The 21,234-nt window shown below is 74.0% G+C and carries 22 protein-coding genes, 1 pseudogene and 1 riboswitch; of the genes and pseudogenes, 9 read left to right on the top strand and 14 right to left on the bottom strand.

Going from position 1 to position 21,234, the window contains the following annotated elements; all coding sequences use genetic code 11:
* Positions 1-44: 44 nt before the first annotated feature.
* Positions 45-1,973 carry an anthranilate synthase family protein gene (locus tag ACZ407_RS27755; protein WP_468132892.1) on the bottom strand — a complete coding sequence of 643 codons (1,929 nt, stop codon included), beginning with the start codon at positions 1,971-1,973 and terminating at the stop codon, positions 45-47.
* Between the two features lie 105 nt (positions 1,974-2,078).
* Positions 2,079-2,135 carry a trp operon leader peptide gene (locus ACZ407_RS27750; protein ID WP_468133069.1) on the bottom strand — a complete coding sequence of 19 codons (57 nt, stop codon included), beginning with the start codon at positions 2,133-2,135 and terminating at the stop codon, positions 2,079-2,081.
* 119 nt (positions 2,136-2,254) lie between these two features.
* Here ACZ407_RS27750 and ACZ407_RS27745 point away from each other — a divergent pair, with 119 nt between their 5' ends.
* Together ACZ407_RS27745 and ACZ407_RS27740 are read left to right on the top strand one after the other, a co-directional pair.
* The gene (locus tag ACZ407_RS27745) at positions 2,255-3,610 is read left to right on the top strand and encodes a class II 3-deoxy-7-phosphoheptulonate synthase (RefSeq protein WP_468132890.1); all 1,356 of its coding nucleotides are present in this window, start codon (positions 2,255-2,257) and stop codon (positions 3,608-3,610) included.
* Between the two features lie 166 nt (positions 3,611-3,776).
* Positions 3,777-4,043 carry a (2Fe-2S)-binding protein gene (locus tag ACZ407_RS27740; protein ID WP_468132888.1) on the top strand — a complete coding sequence of 89 codons (267 nt, stop codon included), beginning with the start codon at positions 3,777-3,779 and terminating at the stop codon, positions 4,041-4,043.
* A 50-nt stretch (positions 4,044-4,093) separates the two neighbouring features.
* On the opposite strand, the gene bfr is transcribed toward ACZ407_RS27740, so the two are convergent.
* On the bottom strand, positions 4,094-4,570 hold the full coding sequence (gene bfr, locus ACZ407_RS27735; RefSeq protein WP_468132886.1) for a bacterioferritin: 477 nt from the start codon (positions 4,568-4,570) through the stop codon (positions 4,094-4,096).
* Between the two features lie 155 nt (positions 4,571-4,725).
* Between bfr and ACZ407_RS27730 the strand changes: the two genes are divergently transcribed.
* Positions 4,726-5,358: a sulfite oxidase-like oxidoreductase gene (locus ACZ407_RS27730; RefSeq protein ID WP_468132884.1), complete on the top strand. Its 633-nt coding sequence runs from the start codon at positions 4,726-4,728 to the stop codon at positions 5,356-5,358.
* A gap of 35 nt (positions 5,359-5,393) precedes the next feature.
* On the opposite strand, the gene ACZ407_RS27725 is transcribed toward ACZ407_RS27730, so the two are convergent.
* The 6 genes from ACZ407_RS27725 to thiO all read right to left on the bottom strand — a co-directional run bounded on the left by ACZ407_RS27725 (position 5,394) and on the right by thiO (position 11,170).
* Positions 5,394-5,957, bottom strand: a complete 564-nt coding sequence (locus ACZ407_RS27725) for a DUF4396 domain-containing protein (protein ID WP_468132882.1) — start codon at positions 5,955-5,957, stop codon at positions 5,394-5,396.
* Between the two features lie 76 nt (positions 5,958-6,033).
* A complete protein-coding gene (locus tag ACZ407_RS27720) occupies positions 6,034-6,915 on the bottom strand; it encodes a deoxyribonuclease IV (protein WP_468132880.1) in 882 nt (293 codons plus the stop codon).
* A gap of 7 nt (positions 6,916-6,922) precedes the next feature.
* Positions 6,923-8,875 carry a Stk1 family PASTA domain-containing Ser/Thr kinase gene (pknB, locus tag ACZ407_RS27715; RefSeq protein ID WP_468132878.1) on the bottom strand — a complete coding sequence of 651 codons (1,953 nt, stop codon included), beginning with the start codon at positions 8,873-8,875 and terminating at the stop codon, positions 6,923-6,925.
* Between the two features lie 112 nt (positions 8,876-8,987).
* Positions 8,988-9,782, bottom strand: coding sequence for a thiazole synthase (locus ACZ407_RS27710; protein ID WP_468132877.1), 795 nt, complete (start codon positions 9,780-9,782; stop codon positions 8,988-8,990).
* A 3-nt stretch (positions 9,783-9,785) separates the two neighbouring features.
* Positions 9,786-9,986 (bottom strand): sulfur carrier protein ThiS, encoded by a 201-nt coding sequence (thiS, locus tag ACZ407_RS27705; RefSeq protein ID WP_468132876.1) that lies wholly within the window; start codon positions 9,984-9,986, stop codon positions 9,786-9,788.
* Complete coding sequence (gene thiO / locus ACZ407_RS27700) at positions 9,983-11,170, bottom strand: glycine oxidase ThiO (protein WP_468132875.1); 1,188 nt, start codon at positions 11,168-11,170, stop codon at positions 9,983-9,985. Before thiO ends, thiS begins: the two co-directional genes overlap by 4 nt.
* A riboswitch (TPP riboswitch) is annotated at positions 11,168-11,280 on the bottom strand. (Overlaps the previous gene by 3 nt.)
* 156 nt (positions 11,281-11,436) lie before the next feature.
* Between thiO and ACZ407_RS27695 the strand changes: the two genes are divergently transcribed.
* The 5 genes from ACZ407_RS27695 to ACZ407_RS27675 all read left to right on the top strand — a co-directional run bounded on the left by ACZ407_RS27695 (position 11,437) and on the right by ACZ407_RS27675 (position 15,819).
* Positions 11,437-12,609, top strand: a complete 1,173-nt coding sequence (locus ACZ407_RS27695; protein ID WP_468133067.1) for an NAD(P)/FAD-dependent oxidoreductase — start codon at positions 11,437-11,439, stop codon at positions 12,607-12,609.
* Between the two features lie 115 nt (positions 12,610-12,724).
* A complete protein-coding gene (locus ACZ407_RS27690; protein WP_468132874.1) occupies positions 12,725-13,090 on the top strand; it encodes an Rv2175c family DNA-binding protein in 366 nt (121 codons plus the stop codon).
* A 72-nt stretch (positions 13,091-13,162) separates the two neighbouring features.
* The gene (gene thiE, locus ACZ407_RS27685) at positions 13,163-13,828 is read left to right on the top strand and encodes a thiamine phosphate synthase (RefSeq protein ID WP_468132872.1); all 666 of its coding nucleotides are present in this window, start codon (positions 13,163-13,165) and stop codon (positions 13,826-13,828) included.
* Between the two features lie 92 nt (positions 13,829-13,920).
* Positions 13,921-14,835, top strand: a complete 915-nt coding sequence (gene metF / locus ACZ407_RS27680; protein WP_226735344.1) for a methylenetetrahydrofolate reductase [NAD(P)H] — start codon at positions 13,921-13,923, stop codon at positions 14,833-14,835.
* 42 nt (positions 14,836-14,877) lie between these two features.
* On the top strand, positions 14,878-15,819 hold the full coding sequence (locus ACZ407_RS27675; RefSeq protein WP_468132870.1) for a hypothetical protein: 942 nt from the start codon (positions 14,878-14,880) through the stop codon (positions 15,817-15,819).
* A gap of 93 nt (positions 15,820-15,912) precedes the next feature.
* Here the strand turns inward: ACZ407_RS27675 and ACZ407_RS27670 are convergent, their stop codons facing one another.
* The 5 genes from ACZ407_RS27670 to ACZ407_RS27650 form a co-directional block, all read right to left on the bottom strand.
* Positions 15,913-17,349: a phytoene desaturase family protein gene (locus ACZ407_RS27670; RefSeq protein WP_468132868.1), complete on the bottom strand. Its 1,437-nt coding sequence runs from the start codon at positions 17,347-17,349 to the stop codon at positions 15,913-15,915.
* Between the two features lie 23 nt (positions 17,350-17,372).
* The gene (locus ACZ407_RS27665; protein ID WP_468132866.1) at positions 17,373-17,993 is read right to left on the bottom strand and encodes a DUF4126 domain-containing protein; all 621 of its coding nucleotides are present in this window, start codon (positions 17,991-17,993) and stop codon (positions 17,373-17,375) included.
* 95 nt (positions 17,994-18,088) lie between these two features.
* Positions 18,089-18,484, bottom strand: a complete 396-nt coding sequence (locus tag ACZ407_RS27660; RefSeq protein WP_468132864.1) for a DUF3040 domain-containing protein — start codon at positions 18,482-18,484, stop codon at positions 18,089-18,091.
* 250 nt (positions 18,485-18,734) lie between these two features.
* Entirely contained in the window at positions 18,735-19,493 is a 759-nt protein-coding gene (locus tag ACZ407_RS27655) for a methyltransferase domain-containing protein (RefSeq protein ID WP_468132862.1), read from the bottom strand.
* A 92-nt stretch (positions 19,494-19,585) separates the two neighbouring features.
* Positions 19,586-20,056 carry an SAV_6107 family HEPN domain-containing protein gene (locus ACZ407_RS27650; protein ID WP_468132860.1) on the bottom strand — a complete coding sequence of 157 codons (471 nt, stop codon included), beginning with the start codon at positions 20,054-20,056 and terminating at the stop codon, positions 19,586-19,588.
* A 143-nt stretch (positions 20,057-20,199) separates the two neighbouring features.
* On the opposite strand from ACZ407_RS27650, the pseudogene ACZ407_RS27645 reads away from it, so the two are divergent.
* Positions 20,200-20,937, top strand: a pseudogene (locus ACZ407_RS27645) (ATP-binding cassette domain-containing protein); the annotation flags it as partial.
* Positions 20,938-21,234 lie beyond the last annotated feature (297 nt).

The raw sequence follows: 21,234 nt of genomic DNA, 5'->3' as shown, positions 1-21,234 counted from the left end.
TGCACCGCGCGGCCGGCACGTGCACCGGGCGGCCGCCCGCCGGCTCAGCCCTGCGGGGCCAGCCGGGTCCGGACCCCGGCCATCAGCTCGCGTACGAGCTCGGCCCCACGCAGGGTCAGCACCGACTCCGGGTGGAACTGGACGCTTGCGAACCCGTGCGCCGAGCGCAGCGCGTGCACCTCCCCGGAGTCCGCGTCGCGTGCCACCTCCACCCCGTGCCGGGCCAGCTCCTCCGCTGTCTCCGCATCGCAGGACGCCGTATAGGTGTTGTAGAAGCCGACCACCTCGGAGCTGCCGAACAGGTCCACCCGGGTCTGCGCCCCCTGCGCCGGCTCGGCCTTGCGCACCAGCGGCAGCCCCAGCTCGGCGGCGATCAGCTCGTGGCCCAGGCACACCCCCAGCAGCCCGTGCCGGTGCGAGGCGAGGAGTTCGGCGGCCAGCGGCCGCAGCAGCTGCATCTTCGGGTCGGCGGCGTCCTCCGGATCGCCCGGCCCCGGGCCCAGTACCACCGGCCCCTCGTGGGCCAGCGCCGCCTCCCGCAGCCCCGGCTCGTCGAAGCGCCGTACGGTCACCTCCAGCCCGGCCGCCCGCAGCACGTGCGCCAGCATCGCCGTGAACGTGTCCTCCGCGTCGATGACCAGCGCGTGCCCGGCCGGCTCTGCCGCGGCTGCGGCACCGACCGGGTCCTGCATCCGCAGCCAGAACGGCGCCAGGTCGTGGCGGCGTGCCGCCAGGGCGGCCTGCACCTGCGGGTCCTCGGCCAGCCGCGGCCCCGCAGCCCCGGCCGCCGGGGCCGGCGGCCGCACCCCCAGGGCCGCCAGCACCCCGGCCGCCTTGGCGTGGGTCTCGGCCACCTCGCCCGCCGGGTCGGAGTGCCGCACCAGGGTCGCGCCCACCGGCACCCGCAGCCGGCCGTCCGCCGAGATGTCGGCGGTGCGGATCAGGATGGGGGAGTCCAGGGTCTGCGCCCCGCCCGCGTCCCGTCCGAGCAGGGCGAGCGCCCCCGCGTAGTAGCCGCGGCCGACCCCGTCCGGGCCGACCGGCTCGTGCCGCTCGATCACCCGGCAGGCGTTCTGCACCGGGGATCCCGTGACGGTGGCCGCGAACATCGTCTCGCGCAGCACCTCGCGCACGTCCAGCGTGGACTGGCCGCGCAGCTCGTACTCGGTGTGCGTCAGGTGGGCCATCTCGCGCAGCCGCGGACCGATGACCACCCCGCCCCGGTCGCCGACCGTGCACATCATCTTGAGTTCCTCGTCGACGACCATCGACAGCTCCTCGGTCTCCTTGCGGTCGGCGAGGAAGGAGAGGAAGGACTCCACGGTCGGGCCGCTCGCCGGGTGCCGGTAGGTCCCGCTGATCGGGTTCATGACCACCGTGCTGCCGGACATCCGGACGTGCACCTCGGGGCTGGCCCCGACCAGGGTGCGGTCCCCGGTGTGGGCGACGTACGTCCAGTAGGCCCCGCGCTCGTCGGTGAGCAGTCTCCGGAACAGGGCCAGCGCGTCGGCCGGGCCGAAGCCGGGGATGCTGCCGGTGTAGGTGCGGCGGATCACGAAGTTGGCGCCCTCGCCCCGGCCGATCTCGTCCTCGACGACCCGCTCGACGATCCGCGCGTACTCCTCGTCGGAGACGTCGAAGCCGCCGTCCTCGACGTGCACCGGGTGGGCGGGGAGCGCGGCCAGCACCTCGTCCAGGGGGAGTTCGTACGCCTCCTCGGCGACGAGGACGCTCAGCGGGGTGCCGTCGTCGCAGACGTCGAACCCGCGCTCGCGGATCTGCCGGAAGGGCACGAGGGCGAGGGTGCCGTGCTCCCCGATGGGGATGTCGGCGAGCCGCGCGGCCTCGTGCACCGGGCCGATGAGCAGCTCGACCACGTCGTGGTCACGGCCGGGGGTGCGGCGGCGCAGCAGGGCGAACGGGGGGCAGCCGGCGGTGTCGGCGAGCCGGTCCAGCAGACGGCGGACGATCATGGGGAGGTTCCTTCCACGGTTTCGTGAGTGCTTCGAGGAACCGCCCCCTGACATGCAGAAAGGCCGCCCCTCGGGCGGCCTTCGCGTCAGTCTGGGTACGCGCAGTCAGTGGGCCGCCGGATGAGCGGGCCACCACCAGTTCTGGTCGGAGTGCGTGTACATGGCGGCGAGCGTAGCCGATCTGCACGGGCTACGGGCCGGTACGGCGCGACTTTGAGAACTCCGTCTCACAAAGCGGGCAGGGGCGAATCGGGGCGTCCCGAACCCGTACTGTTGTCTGCGTGACCGTGAACGCAGAAACCCAAGCCCTCGCCTCCAAGGCGACCTGGCGGAGCCTTCCCGCGGCGCAGCAGCCCGAGTACCCCGATGCCGAGGCTCTGCGCGAAGTCGTCGCGGACCTCGAGTCGTATCCTCCGCTCGTCTTCGCCGGCGAGTGCGACCAGCTGCGCGCCCGCATGGGAGCCGTCGCCAGGGGCGAGGCGTTCCTGCTGCAGGGCGGCGACTGCGCCGAGGCCTTCGACGCGGTGTCGGCCGAGCACATCCGCGCGAAGCTCAAGACCCTCCTCCAGATGTCGGCCGTGCTGACGTACGCCGCATCGGTGCCCGTCGTGAAGGTGGGCCGCATCGCCGGCCAGTACTCGAAGCCCCGCTCGAAGGGCACCGAGACCCGCGACGGCGTGACCCTGCCCACCTACCGGGGCGACTCCGTCAACGGCTTCGCCTTCGACGAGAAGTCCCGGGTGCCGGACCCCGAGCGCCTGAAGCGGATGTACCACGCGTCCGCCTCCACGCTGAACCTCGTGCGCGCCTTCACCACCGGTGGTTACGCCGACCTGCGCCAGGTGCACGCGTGGAACCAGGACTTCGTCAAGTCCTCGCCGTCCGGGCAGCGTTACGAGCAGCTCGCGCGGGAGATCGACAACGCCCTGAACTTCATGAAGGCCTGTGGGACCGACCCGGCCGAGTTCAAGGCCGTCGAGTTCTACTCCTCGCACGAGGCCCTGCTGCTCGACTACGAGTCGGCGCTCACCCGCACCGACTCGCGCACCGGCAAGCTCTACGACACCTCGGGCCACATGGTCTGGATCGGTGAGCGCACCCGCCAGCTGGACCACGCGCACATCGAGTTCTGCTCGCAGATCGCCAACCCGATCGGCATCAAGCTCGGCCCCACGACCAGCGTGGACGAGGCGCTCACCTACATCGACCGCCTCGACCCGGAGCGCGAGCCGGGCCGGCTCACCTTCATCGTCCGCATGGGCGCCGACAAGGTCCGGGACAAGCTCCCGGAGCTGGTCGAGAAGGTCACGGCCTCCGGTGCGATCGTCGCCTGGGTCACCGACCCGATGCACGGCAACACCTTCGAGGCCGCCTCGGGCCACAAGACGCGCCGTTTCGACGACGTGCTCGACGAGGTCAAGGGCTTCTTCGAGGTGCACAAGGCGCTGGGCACCCACCCGGGCGGCATCCACGTCGAGCTCACCGGCGACGACGTCACCGAGTGCGTGGGCGGCGGCGACGAGATCTTCGTCGACGACCTGCACCAGCGCTACGAGACCGCCTGCGACCCGCGGCTCAACCGCAGCCAGTCCCTGGACCTGGCGTTCCTCGTGGCGGAGATGTACCGCGACCAGTGAGGTCGCGATCAGTAGGTGGCTTCCTCTGACGGTGGGGCGCGGATCGATGTGATCCGCGCCCCACCGTCGTTCACAGCTCTTTTACGGCCCGGACCTGGCGGGTAAGGTTAGGTTAGCCTCACCGAAAAGAGGGAGGCGCACCGAACGTTTCCGCACTGGCCCGGAGGTGAACCGCGTGTACGTCTGCTCTTGCTTCGGCATCACCGACAAGCAGGTCAAGGAGCACGCGGAGGCGGGCGCCTGCACCCCGCGCCAGATCGCCTCGGCCACGAAGGCCGGCACCGACTGCGGATCCTGCGTCCGGGCCATCCAGGGCATCCTGGGCCGCGGCGCGTGCCCGCGCCGCCAGCTGCTCGACCGCGGGGCGACCGGCCAGGTCCTCGCCGCCGAGACCGGGCTGGTCCCCGAGCCGGAGCTCGCGGAAGCCGCGTAGTCCCGCGCGGGTCGCACGGTCCTGCCGGGCCGGTCCCTCCCGGCCGCCGCTCAGCTGGGCTGTTCGATGAGCTGCGACAGGTACAGCGCCTCGCCCAGGCTCTCCAGGAGCTCCAGCTGGGTGTCGAGGTAGTCGATGTGGTGCTCCTCGTCGGCGAGGATCTCCTCGAAGAGGTTCGCCGAGGTGAAGTCGCCCTTGCCCCGCATGACCTCGATGCCGCGCTTGAGCCGGTCGATCGCCTCGACCTCGACCTGGCGGTCCGCCTCGAACATCTCCTTGACGGTCTGCCCGACGCGGACGTGGAAGAGCCGCTGGTAGTTCGGCAGGCCGTCCAGCATGAGGATGCGCTCGGTGAGCTTGTCCGCGTGCTTCATCTCGTCGATGGATTCTTCGCGGGTGTACTTGGCGAGCTTCGTCCAGCCCTTGTTGTCCTGGATGCGGTAGTGCAGCCAGTACTGGTTGATCGCCGTGAGTTCGCCGGTGAGCTGTTCGTTCAGAAACTCGAGGACCTCGGGGTCGCCCTGCATCGCAGAGGCTCCTTCCAAGCAAGTGACTGGGCCAGGTGCGCGCATCCTCGCACCGGCCGGCGGAGCCCGTCCAGTAAGTGCATGCTTACTATGAGTTGCCCGAATCGGCCCCAACCTGGTCATGACCACCCCGGCCGGTCTGTCACCATGGAGTCATGGGTCAGCCGGAAAGCCGGGAATCTCCGGGAGCAGAACAGCCGGAGCTTCCTCCGGGGCAGCGGCTGCAGCGCGGCTGGCCGGTCACCCACTACGGTCCCGTGCCGCGGTTCAAGCCGGACCGCTGGGAGTTCAGGGTCTTCGGGGCCACCGCCGACGGCGACAAGCACTGCTGGAACCACGAGGAGTTCGCGGCCCTGCCCTTCGCCTCGGTCACGGCCGACCTGCACTGCGTCACCAAGTTCAGCATGCTCGGGGCCGAATGGGGCGGGGTGCTCGCCCGTACCGTCCTCGAACTGGCCCCGCCGGCCCCCTCGGTCACCCACGTCATGGTCTGGGCCGAGTACGGCTTCAGCTCCAACATGCGGCTCGCGGACTTCAGCTCGGAGCGCACGGTCTTCGCCACCCACCAGGGGGGCGAGCCCCTGACCGCTGAGCACGGCTTCCCGCTGCGGCTCGTGGTCCCGCACCTCTACGCCTGGAAGGGCCCCAAGTGGGTGCGCGGCGTGGAGTACATGACGGCCGACCGGCGCGGCTTCTGGGAGGAGCGGGGCTACCACAACATCGGCGACCCGTGGCGGGAGCAGCGCTTCTCGTACCAGGAGGAGCCGGGGGACGGCCCGGAGCTCTAGGCCCGCCGTGCCGCCGGGACCGAACGGGCCGGCGGTCAGTGGTGGTACGCGTGGACCACGGCGTGGCCCTTGCCGCGGCCGATCATCCACTTGTTGACCGGGGTCGTGATCACGAAGGCGGCCGCCAGGGCGATCGCCAGCACGATCCAGAAGAGGGCCTCGGACAGGTGGGCGTCCATCGCCCCGGGCCACAGCGCGATCACGCCGTTGTCGATCAGCTCCATCACCGCGATGGACAGGGTGTCCGCGGCGAGGGCCACCCGGAACGCGGTACGGAAGTCCACCCCGGCGGCGAGGATCCCGCGGAGGGTGAGCGCGTAGCCGAAGAAGAACGCCAGGACGATCGCGAGGGCCATGGTCGGGGTGTTGCCCCAGCCCAGCGCCGTGCCGACGATCATGCCGAGCACCTCGCCGATGGCGCAGCCGGTGAGGCAGTGCAGGGTGGCCTTGGCGGCCGCGCCCCAGCCGACCTTGCCGCCGGTGCCGTGTCCGGCGTGACGGTCGTGCCCGCCGTGCCCGCCGTGGTGCTGATCGTGCTCGTGGGTCTCGTGGGTCTCGTGCCGGGCGTCGTGCTCGTGGTGCTGGTGTGCGTGTTCCATGGGAACCCCCAAAGCCGGGCTACGGTCCTGCCGACATGCAGAACCGTATACCCCCCAGGGGTATTCCTCAACGGATCTAGGGGATCTCCCGGAGCTCCTTCAGCCGGGCCACGTCCGCCGCGTGCCCCTCCTTGCCGCCGGGGGTCTCGATCACCAGCGGCACCCCCTCCGTCTCCGGGTGCGTGAAGAGCTCCCGGAAGGCCCCCTCGCCGATGTGACCGGCCCCGATGTTCTCGTGCCGGTCCTTGTGCGCGCCCACGCCCTCCTTCGAGTCGTTGGCGTGGATCAGCTTGAGCCGGCCCGTGCCCACCGTGTCCGCCAGCAGGTCGAGGGTCTGCTTCATGCCGCCCGGTGCGGCCAGGTCGTGCCCGGCGGCGAAGATGTGGCAGGTGTCCAGGCAGACGCCCAGCTTGGGATGGGCGTCGAGCGCCTCGAAGTACGGCCCGAAGTCCCAGGTCCGCGCACACATCGAGGAGCCCTGCCCGGCCGTGGACTCCAGCAGCAGGAACGGGTCGTCCTCGTGGGTCAGCTCGTCCAGCAGCGGCCGCATGTGCCGGCGCACCTGCGCCAGCGCCTCGGCCCGCGGCCGGCCCCCGGTCGCCGAGCCGGTGTGCACGACCACGCCCAGCGCACCGATCTCCCGGGCCCGGCGCAGCGAGTGCCGCAGCGAGTCCACCGACTTCTCCACGGTCGCCTCGGTGTGCGAGCCGAAGTTGATCAGGTACGGGGCATGGACGTAGGCCGGGGTGCCGGCCTCGGCGCACTGCGCGCGGAACAGCTCGTCCTGCGCCGGGTTGCCGGCCGGGGTGGCCCAGCCGCGCGGGTTGGCCACGAAGACCTGCACGGTCTCCGCGCCCATCTCCCGCGCATAGGGCAGGCCCACGGCGGCCAGCCCGCCCGCCACGGGGACGTGCCCGCCCACCGGATTGCGCAGTGCGGCGGCCTTGCTCGTACTCATCTGCGTGTCACAGTCCCTTGAGGCGGATGGTGATCGTGCTGCCCTCGGGGGCGCTCTCGCCGCCCTTGACCGACTGGCTCGCCACGTCGTTGCTGAAGGAGAGGAACGGCCGGTCCACCTTGACCTCGAAGCCGGCCGCCTTCAGCGTGCGCTTGGCATCGTCCGCATTGCGGCCCGTGACGTCCGGCACCCGGACCATCCGCGGGCCCTTGGACACGGTGAGCGTCACCGTGTCCCCGGCCGCCGCCTGGGCGCCCGCGGCCAGGGACTGGTTCGCCACGCTGCCGGCCGGCTGCGGGGCGTTGATCTGCTCCGGTGCGAGCACGACCTTCAGGCCGAGGTCCTCCAGGGCGGCCCGCGCCTGATCGGCCGGGGAGCCCACGACCGAAGGCACCGGCACCGGCCGGCCCTTGCTGACCACCAGCGAGACCGCCGTGTCCGGGGCGCGCTGCTCGCGGGCCGCCGGGTCGGTGCCGATCACGGAGCCGGCCGGGACCTCCTCGCTGAAGGCCTGCGTCACCTGCCCCGGGGCCAGCCCGGCCGCCGAGAGCTCGGCCTTGGCCTTCGCCAGCGGCTTCCCCTTCACGTCGGGCACCGACACGATCTTCGGACCGCGCGAGATCACGAGCCGGACCGAGCCGTTGCCCCGGATCTGCTTGCCGCCCTCCGGGTCGGTGGCCATGACGGTGCCGCGCTCGAAGGTGTCGCTGAACTCCTTGTCCACCTGCTTCACGTCCAGCCCGGCCGAGATCAGCCGGTCCCGGGCCTGCGCCTCGGTCTTCCCGAGCAGGTTGGGCACCCGGGTGAACTGCCCGGAGCCGATGTACCAGACCCCCGCGCCCACCCCGACGACCAGCAGCAGCGCGGCGATCACCAGCAGGGTGCCCCGGGCCGGACGGGCCGGGAGGGCCGGCCGGCGGCCCGGGCGGGCGGGCGGTACGGGCGGCAGCGGCGGCGGGGTCTCCAGCCGGGCGGTGTGGTGCACCCCGGCCGCACCGCCGCCGGCACCGCCGTGGGCGGTGTGGGCGAGCGGGCGCGGCACCACGCCGGTCCGGTCCTCCGAGGTGGAGCGGACACCGGAGCGGGCCTGCGGGGGCAGCGCGTCGAGCTCCTCGTCGGTGAGCGCCGCCCGCGCCTGCCGGGCCAGGCCCAGCAGGGCGACCGCGTCGGCCGGGCGCAGCTCGGGACGGCGGGCCGTGGCGCTCGCGACCAGCCCGTCCAGGGCGGTGGGCAGCCCGGGGACGGCGGCCGAGGGGGCCGGCACGTCCTCGTTGAGGTGCTGGTAGAGGACCTGGGCCGGGCTCTCGCCGGAGTGCGGCTTGCCGCCCGTCAGCATCTCGTAGAGCACGACACCGCACGCGTACACGTCGACGCGGGTGTCGGTGACCCCGTTCTCGATCTGCTCGGGGGCCAGGTAGGAGACGGTGCCGAGGACCGCGCCGGTGGTGTTCGTCGCCGAGTCCACCGACCGTACGAGCCCGAAGTCGGCCACCTTCACCCGGCCGTCGTCGCCGATCAGCACGTTCTCGGGCTTCATGTCCCGGTGCACGAAACCGGCCCGGTGCGCGGCGCCGAGCGCGGCGAGCACCGGCTCCAGGACGTCCAGGGCCGCGCGCGGCTGGAGGGCGCCGCGCTCGCGCAGCAGGTCCCGGAGGGTGCAGCCGGAGACGTACTCCATGGCCAGGTAGACGTAGCCGCCGTCCATGCCCTGGTCGAAGACGGCCACCACGTTGGCGTGGGCGAGCCGGGCCACGGATTTGGCCTCGCGGATGAAACGGTCGACGAAGGCGGTGTCGGCGGCGAGCGCCGGGTGCATCACCTTCAGGGCGAGGACGCGGTCCAGGCGGGTGTCCAGGGCCCGGTAGACCGTGGCCATGCCGCCGACTGCGATGCGTGCGTCGATGCGGTAGCGGCCGTCGAGCAGGCGCCCGACGAGGGGGTCTTCAAGGGTCGTGTCCACGCGGGGAAGTCTACGAGGCCCCCCGCGGCCCCCGCCCCGGCCCGCCCGGCGTTGCAGCGCACCTGTAACCCTGCACGCCGCCCCGGCAGCCGGGGCTCCGCCCCGGGCCCGGTCAGAAGGCGGGGCGCTCGGGGTCCAGGGCGGCCAGCCCCTCCGCGGGGGACGAGGCCTCCGCGAAGTGCCGCCGCGGAATCCGCCCTGCCCGGTACGCCAGCCGCCCCCCCTCCACCGCACACCGCATCGCCGAGGCCATCAGCACCGGCACCTGCGCCCGCGTCACCGCCGAGGCCAGCATCACGGCCGCGCACCCGAGTTCCATGGCCAGCGCCGCGTCCGACGCCGTCCCCGCCCCGGCGTCGAGGATCACCGGCACCCCCGCCTTCTCCACGATCAGCTCGAAGTTGTGCGGATTGCGGATCCCCAGCCCCGACCCGATCGGCGACCCCAGCGGCATGATCGCCGCGCAGCCGACGTCCTCCAGCTTCCGCGCCAGCACCGGGTCGTCGTTCGTGTAGGGCAGGACGGTGAAGCCGTCGTCGACCAGCGTCTCGGCCGCGTCCAGCAGCTCCACCCCGTCCGGCAGCAGGGTCCGCTCGTCGGCGACGACCTCCAGCTTGATCCAGTCGGTGCCGAGGGCCTCGCGGGCCAGCCGGGCGGTCAGCACCGCCTCGCCCGCCGTGTAGCAGCCCGCGGTGTTCGGCAGCACCTGGATGCCGAGCCGGTCGAGCACCGACAGCACGGAGCCCTGCACCGTCGGGTCCAGCCGGCGCATCGCCACCGTGGTCAGCTCCGTGCCGGAGGCGACCAGGGCGCGTTCCAGCACGTCGAGGCTGGGCGCCCCGCCCGTGCCCATGATCAGCCGGGAGGAGAAGGTCCGCCCGCCGAGGGCCAGCAGATCGTCGGCCATGGTTCAGCCCCCCTGTACGGCGGTGAGGACCTCGACGCGGTCGCCCTCGCCGAGTGCGGTGGCGGGCCACTGCCCGCGCGGTACGACGGTCTCGTTGAGCGCGGCCGCGACCCCGCTGGGGGCGGCGGTCAGCGTGGCGACGACGGTCGCGAGCGTGGTGCCGGCGGCGAACTCGCGGGGCTCGCCGTTGACGGAGATGGTCATACGAGGGACTCCTCACGGGCTGCGGCGAAACGGAACGGGGTGAAGGCGCGGGCCACTTCCGGAACCTGGCCGGTCGCCAGGACCTCCGCCATCACCTCGCCGGTCAGCGGGGCGAGCAGCACCCCGTTGCGGTAGTGCCCGGTCGCCAGGTGCAGGCCCGGCAGGGCGGTCGGGCCCAGCAGCGGGGCGTTGTCGGGGGAGGCGGGCCGCAGCCCGGCCCGGGTCTCGGTGAGCGGGAGTTCCGTCAGACCGGGCACCAGCTCGTGGGCGTCGCGCAGGAGTTCGTACACCCCGCCGGCGGTCACCGTGGTGTCCCAGCCCTGCTCCTCGGTGGTGGCGCCGACGACCAGCTCGCCGTTCTCGCGCGGCACGAGGTACACGTGGCTGCCGCGCACCACCGCCCGTACGGTCCGCTGCAGGAACGGCGCGTACGCCGACGGCACGGTCAGCCGCAGCACCTGCCCCTTGACCGGCCGGACCGGCGGCAGGGCCTGCGGGGGCACCCCGGCCAGCCGGCCGCTGAGCGAGCCCGCGGCCAGGACCACCTGCCCCGCTTCGAGGGCGGTGCCGTCCGCCAGCACGGCGCCGGCGGCCCGGTCCCGGGAGACCGCCAGCCGCTCCGCCCGCTCCCGGTGGAAGACCACCCCGGCCCGCTCGCAGGCCGCGAGCAGTGCCGCGACCAGGCGCCGCGGGTCCACCTGGTGGTCCCCGTCCACGCGCAGGCCGCCCCGGACGCCCGGCGCCAGCATCGGCTCCAGCCGCCGGCACTCGCGGCCGGTCAGCCAGTCCGACTCCAGTCCGCAGCGGCGCTGGAGGGCGTGCAGTTCCCGCAGGTGCGCCCGGTCGTCGGAGTCGAGGGCCACGGCCAGCGTGCCGCAGGCGCGGAAGCCGATGTCCAGGCCCCCGCTCGCGTCCGCCAGTTCGGCCGCGAAGGCCGGGTAGCGGGCGGCGGAGGCCAGGTTGAGGCCGAGCAGGGTCTCCTCGCCGTAGTGCAGCTCGGTGACCGCGGCGAGCATGCCCGCCGCGACCTGGGCGGCCCCGCCGCCCGGCGCCGGATCGGCCACCGCGGTCCGCAGCCCGCGCCGGGCCGCCCGCCAGGCCGTGACCAGGCCGATGATGCCGCCCCCGATGACGAGGACGTCGGATCCCCGTTCCCCCGGGGACCGCCGTGTGGATGCAAGCATGGGCGTCCAGCCCCTCCCTTCGCCGGCATGACCCGGATCAGGTTCGTACGGTCGGAGGCCGGCCAGCCTCCCTCTCAGCCCGGTCCGCCCGGGCTCCCGCGATAGGTACGGTGGCCAGACTAGCCCCCGCCGCAAGGGGCGGTAAGGCGGCCCGGGAGCCGGTGCCCCGCAACCCCCTCCCTAACGGAGCGTCAGATGGTTAGGGTGGGCGCGTGAACGATCAGCGGAGTCAGACCCAGCGGCACGTCGTCATCGCCGGCGCCGGCATGGCCGGCGTCCAGACCGCCGTCGCCTTGCGCGAACAGGGCTTCACCGGCCCGGTGACCCTGCTCGGCGCCGAGCCCCACCAGCCCTACGACCGCCCGCCGCTGTCCAAGGCCGTCCTGCTGGGCAAGGCCGAGGACTCCGCCTTCGACGTGGACTTCGAGGACCTCGGCGTGGAGCTGCGCCTCGGGGTGGAGGTCACCGCCCTGCGCCCCGCCGACAAGGAGCTCGACACCGCCGGCGGCCCCGTCCCGTACGACGTCCTGGTGCTCGCCACCGGCGCCGAGCCGATCACCCTGCCGGGCGGCCCGGTGCCCGGGGTGCACCTGCTGCGCACGGTGGACGACGCGACCCGGCTGCGGCCCGTCCTGGCCGGCCGGCACTCCGTGGTGGTCGTGGGCGCGGGCTGGATCGGCGCCGAGTTCACCACCGCCGCCCGCGAGGCCGGCTGTCCCGTCACGGTCGTCGAGGCCGCCGGGCGTCCGCTGGCCGGGGCCCTGCCCGCCGAGGTCACCGCCCCCATGGCCCGCTGGTACGAGGCCGCCGGGGCCCGGCTGCTCACCGGCACCAAGGTCGCCGGGCTGGAACCGGGCCGGGTCCTCCTCGGCGACGGGGCCGAGCTGCCCGCCGACGCCGTGGTCGTCGGCATCGGGGCCCGCCCCGCCACCGGCTGGCTGGAAGGCTCCGGCGTGGCGCGCGGGGCCGACGGCTCCGTCACCGCCGACGCCCGCCTGCACACCTCGGTGCCCTCGGTGTACGCGGTCGGCGACTGCGCCTCCTTCCCCTCCGCGCGCTACGGCGAGCGGCTCCTCGTCCACCACTGGGACAACGCGCTCCAGGGCCCCCGCACCGTGGCCGCGAACATCCTGGCCGAGACCGCGGGGGGCCCGGAGGCCGTCTACGACCCGGTGCCGTACTTCTGGTCCGAGCAGTTCGGCCGCTTCGTGCAGTACGCCGGGCACCACACCGACGGGGACACCCTGCTGTGGCGCGGGGACCCGGAGGCGGACACCTGGTCGGTGTGCTGGCTGCGCGGGGAGGTGCTGGTGGGCGTGCTCGCCGTGGGCCGCCCCCGGGACCTCGCGCAGGGCCGCAAGCTCATCGAGAGCGGCAGCGCGGTGGACCCGGCCGTGGCCGCGGACCCGGCCGTCCCGCTGAAGACGGCGGCCCGCTGAGGCAAGCCGCCCGCCGTCGGCGCAGCCGCCGCCCGCACGGTCTCCCGCCCGCCGGGAGACCCCCGTCCGCGCGACTCGGTTACCGCCTGTCAGCCGGGGATGGCAGGCTTGTCCCGTGACCGAGATTGACGCAAAGATCGATGCTCTCGTCCCCGCCTGGCTCTACCTGCCGGACATCGCGGAGATGCTCGACGTCGAAGTGACCCGAGTCCGCCAGCTGGTCAAGGAGGGCCAGCTGATCGCCGTGCGCCGTGGGGAGAACCGCGCACTCCAGGTGCCGGCCGCCTTCATCGACGGCGACAAGGTGGTCAAGGGCCTCGTGGGCACCCTGACCCTGCTCCGGGACGACGGCTTCAACGACGAAGAGATCCTGGAGTGGCTCTTCACCGCCGACCCGACCCTGCCCGGCACCCCCGCGCAGGCCCTGAGCGAGAATCGCGGCACGGAGGTGAAGCGCCGCGCCCAGGCGCTCGCCGTCTGACCTGTTCCGCTTCCCGCGGTGTGCGGGCCGCCCGCAGCGGCCCGCACACCGCCCGCTCCGGGGGGTACTCCGATGTCCTCGACGCCTGCCGACCACCGCGCCCGCCTGGCCGACGCCCGGCTCTACCTGTGCACCGACGCCCGCAAGCGCCAGGGCGACCTGCCGGAGTTCCTCGACGCGGTCCTGGCCGGCGGCGTGGACATCGTCCAGCTCCGGGACAAGGGCATGGAGGCCGGCGAGGAGCTCGAGCACCTGGAGGTCTTCGCCGAGGCCGCCCGCCGGCACGGCAAGCTGCTCGCGGTCAACGACCGCGCGGACGTCGCCCACGCCATCGGCTCCGACGTGCTGCACCTGGGCCAGGGGGACATCCCCGTCCCGGCCGCCCGCGCCATCCTCGGCGGGGAGGTCCTGATCGGCCGCTCCTGCCACGCAGAGTCCGAGGTGGCCGCCGCCGCGGCCGAGCCGGGCGTGGACTACTTCTGCACCGGCCCCTGCTGGCCCACCCCCACCAAGCCCGGCCGGTACGCCCCGGGCCTGGACCTGGTCCGCCACGCCGCCTCGCTCCGCCAGGACCGGCCCTGGTTCGCCATCGGCGGCATCGACGCGGGCAACCTCGACGAGGTCCTGGACGCCGGGGCCACCCGGATCGTGGTGGTCCGCGCCCTCACCGAGGCCTCCGACCCCGGCGCCGCCGCGGCCGACCTGGCCAAGCGGGTCCGGGCTCGTACCATCGCCTGACCTGATCGCCGCAGCCCCGGCAACTGTCCAAAGTCGTGTCCGATACGTGGACGCATCTTTGGGGGATCATGGACCGCGTCTAACCTGCCGTTATGGCCCTTGGAACCGCGTCCACCCGGACGGACCGCGCACGCACGGTCCGTGACATCCTCGCGTCCGGAAAGGCCTCGTACTCCTTCGAGTTCTACGCCCCGCGGACCGAGAAGGGCGAGCGCACCCTCTGGAACTCGCTGCGCCGGGTGGAGGCCGTCCGCCCCAGCTTCGTCTCCGTCACGTACGGGGCCGGCGGCTCCACCCGCGGCGGCACCGTCAAGGCCACCCAGGAGATCGCGGCCGACACCACGCTGACCCCGGTCGCGCACCTGACCGCCGTCGACCACTCGGTCGCGGAACTGCGCAACATCCTGGGCCAGTACGCCGACGCCGGGATCCGCAACATGCTCGCGCTGCGCGGGGACCCGCCGGGCGACCCGCTCGGCGAGTGGGTGGAGCACCCCGAGGGCGTGCGCTACGCCGCCGACCTGGTCCGGCTGATCAAGGAGTCCGGCGACTTCTGCGTGGGCGTCGCGGCCTTCCCCGAGATGCACCCGCGGTCCACCGACTGGGACACGGACATCCGTCACTTCGTGGACAAGTGCCGCGCGGGTGCGGATTATGCGATCACACAGATGTTCTTCGATCCGGAGAGCTACCTGCGGCTGCGCGACAGCGTGGCCAAGGCCGGCTGCGAGACGCCGATCATCCCTGAAGTCATGGCCGTTGTGAACGCGCGGACCCTCGACCGGCTGCCCCAGCTGAGCACCGCCGTCTTCCCGGACGCGGTCAAAGAGCGCATCCTCGCCGTCAAGGACGATCCGGCCGCTGTACGCTCCATTGGCATCGAGTTCGCCACGGAGTTCTGTTCGCGGCTGCTCGCCGAGGGCGTGCCGGGACTGCACTTCATCACGAACAACTCCACGGCGACCCTCGAGATCTACGAGAACCTGGGCCTGCACGAGCGGCCCTGACCCGGCCGTCTCCGGCGGCGGCCGTACGGAGAGGGGCCATGCATGGGCTGGACGGTCCTCTACATCGCGTTCGGTTTCGTCGCGCTGTGGCTGCTGGCTGAAGTACTGCTCCAGAACAAGGCCCGGCTGCGCTGGCGCCTGCTCGCCTTCGTGGGCTTCCTCGGGGTGGTCGCGGGCGTGGTGCTGCCCTCCGTCCTCGTGATCGGGATAGGCGCGGCGGCCTTCGCCGTCGGCCAGACCCTGGTCACCCTCTCCTTCCGGCGGGGCTTCGAGGCCGGCTGGGCATTGCGCAAGAAGGCCGCCGTCACCAAGCGCCGCCGCGGCGGCGAGCGGCCCGTCCGCGAGGAGCCGGCCCTCCAGGTCACCGCGCTGGAGTACGGGGCCGACGAACCCGCCGGCGAGGAGCCGGACGTCTTCGCCGCTGCGGGTCCGGACGCCGTCGCCGGGCCGGAGGCCACCGCCGCCTTCCCCTCGCCGTTCGCCGCGGCCGACCCGTACGCGGAGCAGCAGCCGTACGGGGAGCAGTCCTACGGCGGGCAGCAGTCCTTCACGGGCTACCCGGACCCCTCGTACTACGAGCAGCAGCAGGGCCGGGCGGGACAGCCGGACCCGTACGGGCAGGGCTACGCCGCCGGGTACGACTACGGCACCGGGGAGCAGCCGGCCCACTCGGGCTACGCCGACCCCTACCCCGCCGCCCCGGGGGACCCGCAGGGGTACCCGGGCTACGGGCAGGAGGCCGACGGCTACCTCGGCGCGGGCCAGGACACGTACCAGCAGAGCTACCAGGACCCGTACACCAGTCACCAGTACGCGATGGACACGCCGCCCGGCGGGGTGTGGGTGCCGGCCCAGCGCCACCAGCAGCCCTACCCGGCCGCCGACCCCGGCGCCGAGCAGGGACAGGGCCAGGGCCAGGCACCGGGCCAGGAGCAGGCGTACCCCTACCAGGGGACCGGCGAGTACGAGCAGTACCGCTACTGACGGCACGGCACGGCAGGGCAGGGCAGGGCAGGGGAGGGCGGGCCGCCCGCGGCCGCCGCGGGAGCGCGCCGGCCGGCCGGCCGCCCCGGCCCGTCAGCGGGAGCCGCGGAACCCTTCGCCCTCCACGATCAGTCCGGCCACCAGGGCCCCCGACATCCCCGCGTGCGCCAGCCCGCCGCCCGGATGGGCCCCGCCGCCCGCCAGGTAGAGGCCCGGCAGGGCGGTCGTGTTCCCCGGGTGCAGCAGCCGCCCCCCGGCGCCCGCGAGCGCCGGGGCCGGGACGGCGCCGCCCGGCGCCCCCGTGACCTCCTCGACCGCGGCGGGGGTGCGCACCTCGTGCCAGAGCAGCCGCTCCCGCAGCCCGGGCACGGCGGCCCCGGCCGCAGCCAGCAGCGCGTCCGCCCCGAACCGGTCGCCCGGGCCCGCCACCGCGCTCACCGTGACCGCCTCGTGGTCCGCGTCGGGCCGGGTGCCGGGGTCCTGCGGGCGCAGCACGGTGACGGCAGGCCGCCCGTCCGCCCCGGCGTGGACCAGGGTCCGGTGCACCGCATCGGCGGGCCGGGGACCGCGCAGCGCGCAGAACACCGTGGTCCGGCTGCGCCCGGCGGCCTCCGGAGCGGGGCGGCGCGCCCCGGCGGGCCACAGCTCCCGGCCCGGCAGCAGCCCGGCCAGCGCCCGCGGGTCGATCCCCGACACCACCGCGTCGGCCGCCACCTCCGTGCCGTCGGCCAGCACCAGCCCGGCCGCCCGCCCCTCCCGCTCGGCCACGGCCGTCACCGCGGTGCCGAAGGCGAAGGAGACCCGGCGCTCCAGGCAGCGCTCGTACACCGCGGTCGCCAGCGCCCGCAGTCCGCCGCGCACGTACCAGCTGCCGAAGGTCTGCTCCATGTACGGCAGGACGGCGGCGGAGGCGGGGGCGGTCCGCGGGTCGAGCCCGTAGGCCAGCACCCGGTGCTCCAGCAGGCTGCCCAGCGGGCCGCCGAGTTCGCGGGCGGCCGTCTCGGCCAGGGTGGGGGGCCGCCGGCGCAGCAGCCCGCTCTTGCGGACCGCCGGATACGGGTCGCGGCCGAGCACCTGCCAGTCGGGCCACAGGGGTTCTTCCAGCAGCGGCCGGCGGGTGGCGTCCCACGCGTCGCGGGCCCGGTTGAGCACGGCGGCCCAGCGCTCCCCGGCGCCCGGGCCGAAGGCCTGGTCGAGGGCGGCCGCGGCGCCCCCGCGGGAGGCGTTCGGCAGGGTGACGTCCGTCCCGTCGGCCAGGACGTGGCGGACGGCCGGGTCCACCTGGACCATCTCCACGCAGCTTTCCAGCGGCTGCTTGCCGGTCTTGACGAACAGGTCGCGGTAGACGGCGGGCAGGTGCAGCAGTCCCGGCCCCGTGTCGAAGGCGAAGCCCTCGCGAGTGAACGAGCCGACGGCGCCGCCGTAGGTCGCCGCCCGCTCGTGGACGCTCACCTGGTGCCCTGCCACGGCCAGCCGGGCGGCCGCCGCCATCGCGCCCATCCCGGCGCCGATCACCGCAATTCGTGCCATGCCCGCGACTGTATCGGCCGTGGTCAGCCGGGTGGCAGCCCGGCCCGGCCGGTCTGCGCCAGCCGCTTCTCCTCGCGGCGCTGGGCCCGCCGGCGCAGGAAGCGGCGGATCCGGGTCCAGAGGTAGCCGAGCAGGGCCAGGCCGATGAGCAGGAGCACTCCCGCGATGACCGCCGCGGCCTGCGGGTGGAACATCGCGAAGGTCACCAGGCCCGCGACCCCCAGGTCCTCGGCGGTGCTCACCACGATGTTGCTGACCGGCTCCGGCGAGGTGTTGATCGCCATCCGGGTCCCGGCCTTGACGAAATGGCTGGCCAGTGCGGTGGAGCCGCCCACGGCCCCGGCGGCCAGGTCGGAGAGGGAACCGCTCTGCCCGGCCAGCAGCGCCCCGACCACGGCCCCCGAGACGGGCCGGATGACGGTGTGCACGGCGTCCCAGGCCGAGTCCACGTACGGGATCTTGTCGGCCACCGCCTCGCAGAGGAACAGCACGGCGGCCGCCACGAGCACGTCGGTCCGCTGGAGGGAGGCGGGGACCTCGTCGGTCATGCCGGTCGCGCCGAAGACGCCGAGCAGGAGGACCACGGCATAGGCGTTGATCCCGCTGGCCCAGCCGCTGGTGAAGACCAGGGGGAGCACACTCATCGGGCCATCATGCCCGAGCGGGCCGGGCGGGGTGGAGGAACGCGTGAGGGGGTGCCGTCCGCGGACGGCACCCCCTCAGCGGAGTTCCTGCGGGCTCAGTGGCCCTGTTCGTCACGGCGGCGCTGCCACCGCTGCTCGATCCGGTTCATCATGGAGCGGCGCTGCCGGTTGTGCCCGCCGCGGCCCGCTGCGCCGGGGAGCGGCTGCTCGCCGGGCTTGGGTGCCTTGCGCCAGCCGGTGACCGCGAGGACGGCGCACCCCAGCATGACGAGGAAGCCCACCACGCTGATCCAGATCAGGCTCTGCGCGACCATTCCGGTCATGAGGAGCGCGATACCCACCAGAAAGCCTGCGACCGCCTGGTAGACCCGTCGCCGGGTGTACGTACGCAGCCCGCTTCCCTCAAGCGCTGTCGCGAACTTGGGATCTTCGGCGTACAGCGCTCGCTCCATCTGCTCGAGCATTCGCTGCTCGTGCTCCGAGAGCGGCACGGGAGTCCTCCTCATCCGTCGGTCGCGCGGGGCGGCGACCGGGGGTCCCCTCCAGGATAGGCAGGGATGCGCCCCCGTGAAACCCGCCCCTCTACGCCACTTCGCCAAACCGTACCGTCGCGCGGGCGGTCATTGAGGCGCTTATTCCCCAACCACCGATCCGCCATGCCGGTCGTGTCCCCCGATCATACGGGGCCGACCGGCTGAACGGAGGCCCTGTGGCGCACTGCATGCGCGACTTCGCCGCAGATCAGGACTGCTTCCGGCCCAGTACGTGCAACTGGGTGGCGACCGCGTGGAAGGCCGGCAGCTCCGCCGCCGCCTCCTCCAGCCGCAGCAGGGCCTCGACGGCGCCCGGCTCGGTGTCCACGAGGACGCCGGGGACGAGGTCGGCGAAGACCCGGACCCCGTGCACCGCGCCGACCTCCAGGCCGGCCCCGCCGACCAGCTCGGACAGCTGCTCGGCGGTGAACCGCCGGGGCACCGGGTCGCCGCTGCCCCACCGGCCGGCCGGGTCGGTGAGCGCGGTGCGGGCCTCGGTGAAGTGGCCGGCGAGGGCGCGGGCCAGGACCGCGCCGCCCAGTCCGGCGGCGAGCAGGCTCAGGGTGCCGCCGGGACGGAGGGCGGCCACGGCGTTGGCCACGCCCTCGGCCGGGTCGTCCACGTACTCCAGGACCCCGTGGAAGAGCACGAGGTCGTACGCGCTGCTCTCCACCACGTCGAGCAGGCCCTGGGCATCGCCCTGGACCCCGGTCACCAGCTCGGCCACCCCGGCCTCCGCGACCCGTCGCTCCAGCCCGAAGAGCGCGTTCGGGCTGGGGTCGACCACGGTCACGCGGTGGCCGAGGCGGGCCAGCTGCACCGCGAACATGCCGGTGCCGCCGCCCGTGTCGAGCACGTCCAGCACGTCCCGGCCGGTCGCCTTGACCAGGCTGTCCAAGGCCTCCTTGAGCACCTCCCACACCACGGCGGTGCGGAGGGAGGCGCGGGGGCGGGAAGTGTCCGACACGGCTGGTGACTCCTCGGCGCGGAACCGCCGCGGGCGGCGGGGGTGGGATCGGTGTGCGCGATCCACCCTATTGCCTCCCGCGGCCGGGAGGATCATCCCGCGTCGGGCTGCTCCGTCCGGGGCTGCGGCAGGGTCGGCGGCAGCTGGAGCATCCGCTCCACGAGCCGGAGGAACATCCCGGCCGCGCGCAGCAGGTCGTCGGCGTCCCGGCTGCCCGCGGCGTCGGGTATTCCGGCCTCGGCCCGGGCCCGGCGGTCGGCGCCCGAGGCGAACAGGGCGCTCCATTCGGCCAGCTCGGGTGCGAGCTCCGGCAGGAGCTCCCAGGCGCTGCGGATCCGGGGGCGGCGGCGGGGGCGGACGGGCTCCGGGCGGGCCCGCGCGGCGAGTACGGCAGCGGCGGTGCGCAGGGCGGCGAGGTGGGCGGTGGCGTAGCGCTCGTTCGGAACGGTCAGCAGTGCGGCCTCGTCCAGGCCGCGGCGGGCCTTGGCCAGCAGGTCGACGGCCGCGGGCGGGGCGGAGGCCCGGCGGATGACGGGGTGGACATCGGCGGCGGGTGTTGCCATGACGTACCTCCTGTCTTCGACATTTCCGGATCCATCCTGACCGGCCCCACTGACAATCCGTCTGACCTGCGGCTTTGACGGGGGAGGCGGAGGTGCGTAGTTTTTGAACTGACTGGTCAGTTCAAAAAGGGGAGGGGGTCGGGGTGGACAGCCTGCCCGGCGCGGCCGTCACGGCCGAGGACTTCGGACTGAAGGGCCCGCGGGGATGGGTGTTCCAGGGGGTGCACCTCGACGCCGCCCCCGGCTCGCTCGTCGCGGTGGCGGGCCCCTCCGGCTCCGGCCGCACCTGCCTCCTGCTCGCCCTCACCGGCCGCATGAAGCCGACCGCGGGCACCGCGGAGGTGGGCGGGCACCGGCTGCCGAGGAAGATGGCGGCGGTCCGGCGGATCTCCGCGCTCGGCCAGGTCCCCGGGATCACCGACCTCGACCCCTCCCTCACCGTCGCCGAGCAGCTGCACGAGCGGGCGCTGCTCCAGGGCCGGTACGACGGACCCGTCCGCGCCCTGCTGCGACCGCGCGCCGAGCGGGCGGCGCAGCTCGCCGGCCGCACGCAGGAGGCGCTCGCGGCGGCCGGGCTCGACCCCGCCGCGCTGCCGAAGGGGGCGCGGACGCCGGTGCGGGACCTGGGGCGGCTGGACGAGCTCCGGCTCTCGGTGGCCCTGGCCCTGATCTCCCGCCCGCGGCTGCTCGCGGTGGACGACGCGGACCTCAAGCTGTCGGATGGGGAGCGGGGGGAGGTGTGGAGCCTGCTGCGTGCGGTGGCCGACCGGGGTACGACCGTCCTCGCCGCCTGCACGCAGCCCCCCGCCGGCACCCCCGTCCTGCGAACGGCCCCCTCCACGACGCCCTCGGCTGCCACCCCCGCGCTTCCGGCGGACGCGTGCCTTTCGGCGGGCGCGACTCCCGCGCTTCCGGCGGTCGCGTGCCCTTCGGCGGGCGCGACTCCCGCGCTTCCGGCGGACGCGTGCCCTTCGGCGGGCGCCGCTCCCGCCCTTCCGGCGGTCGCGTGCCCACCGGGCGGGGGGAATTCAGCCCCTCCGGCGTTTGAGGAGCGGGGTTTGGGGCGGAGCCCCAAGAGCAACCCGGCTGGCGCCGGGCAGGGGGGGGGGGGGGGGGAGGGGGAGGAGGGGGGGGGGGGGGGGGGGGGGGGTGTGCTCGTTTTGTTCCTCCAGCGTGGG

It is taken from the genome of Streptomyces sp. NPDC030809 (genome assembly GCF_055572195.1).
The sequence above is the reverse complement of the archived record's forward strand: the minus strand, read 5'-3'. Positions and strand labels throughout refer to the sequence as shown.

Bases quoted from the DNA above. Each gene is read 5' to 3' on its own strand.
- ACZ407_RS27675 (WP_468132870.1), top strand. From the start codon at position 14,878: ATGGGCTGGACGGTCCTCTACATCGCGTTCGGTTTCGTCGCGCTGTGG.
- thiO (WP_468132875.1), bottom strand. From the start codon at position 11,170: ATGCTTGCATCCACACGGCGGTCCCCGGGGGAACGGGGATCCGACGTC.
- ACZ407_RS27695 (WP_468133067.1), top strand. From the start codon at position 11,437: ATGGCCGGCGTCCAGACCGCCGTCGCCTTGCGCGAACAGGGCTTCACC.
- thiE (WP_468132872.1), top strand. From the start codon at position 13,163: ATGTCCTCGACGCCTGCCGACCACCGCGCCCGCCTGGCCGACGCCCGG.
- bfr (WP_468132886.1), bottom strand. From the start codon at position 4,570: ATGCAGGGCGACCCCGAGGTCCTCGAGTTTCTGAACGAACAGCTCACC.
- ACZ407_RS27670 (WP_468132868.1), bottom strand. From the start codon at position 17,349: ATGGCACGAATTGCGGTGATCGGCGCCGGGATGGGCGCGATGGCGGCG.
- ACZ407_RS27665 (WP_468132866.1), bottom strand. From the start codon at position 17,993: ATGAGTGTGCTCCCCCTGGTCTTCACCAGCGGCTGGGCCAGCGGGATC.
- thiS (WP_468132876.1), bottom strand. From the start codon at position 9,986: ATGACCATCTCCGTCAACGGCGAGCCCCGCGAGTTCGCCGCCGGCACC.
- ACZ407_RS27710 (WP_468132877.1), bottom strand. From the start codon at position 9,782: ATGGCCGACGATCTGCTGGCCCTCGGCGGGCGGACCTTCTCCTCCCGG.
- ACZ407_RS27730 (WP_468132884.1), top strand. From the start codon at position 4,726: ATGGGTCAGCCGGAAAGCCGGGAATCTCCGGGAGCAGAACAGCCGGAG.
- ACZ407_RS27755 (WP_468132892.1), bottom strand. From the start codon at position 1,973: ATGATCGTCCGCCGTCTGCTGGACCGGCTCGCCGACACCGCCGGCTGC.
- ACZ407_RS27650 (WP_468132860.1), bottom strand. From the start codon at position 20,056: ATGGCAACACCCGCCGCCGATGTCCACCCCGTCATCCGCCGGGCCTCC.
- metF (WP_226735344.1), top strand. From the start codon at position 13,921: ATGGCCCTTGGAACCGCGTCCACCCGGACGGACCGCGCACGCACGGTC.
- ACZ407_RS27720 (WP_468132880.1), bottom strand. From the start codon at position 6,915: ATGAGTACGAGCAAGGCCGCCGCACTGCGCAATCCGGTGGGCGGGCAC.
- ACZ407_RS27725 (WP_468132882.1), bottom strand. From the start codon at position 5,957: ATGGAACACGCACACCAGCACCACGAGCACGACGCCCGGCACGAGACC.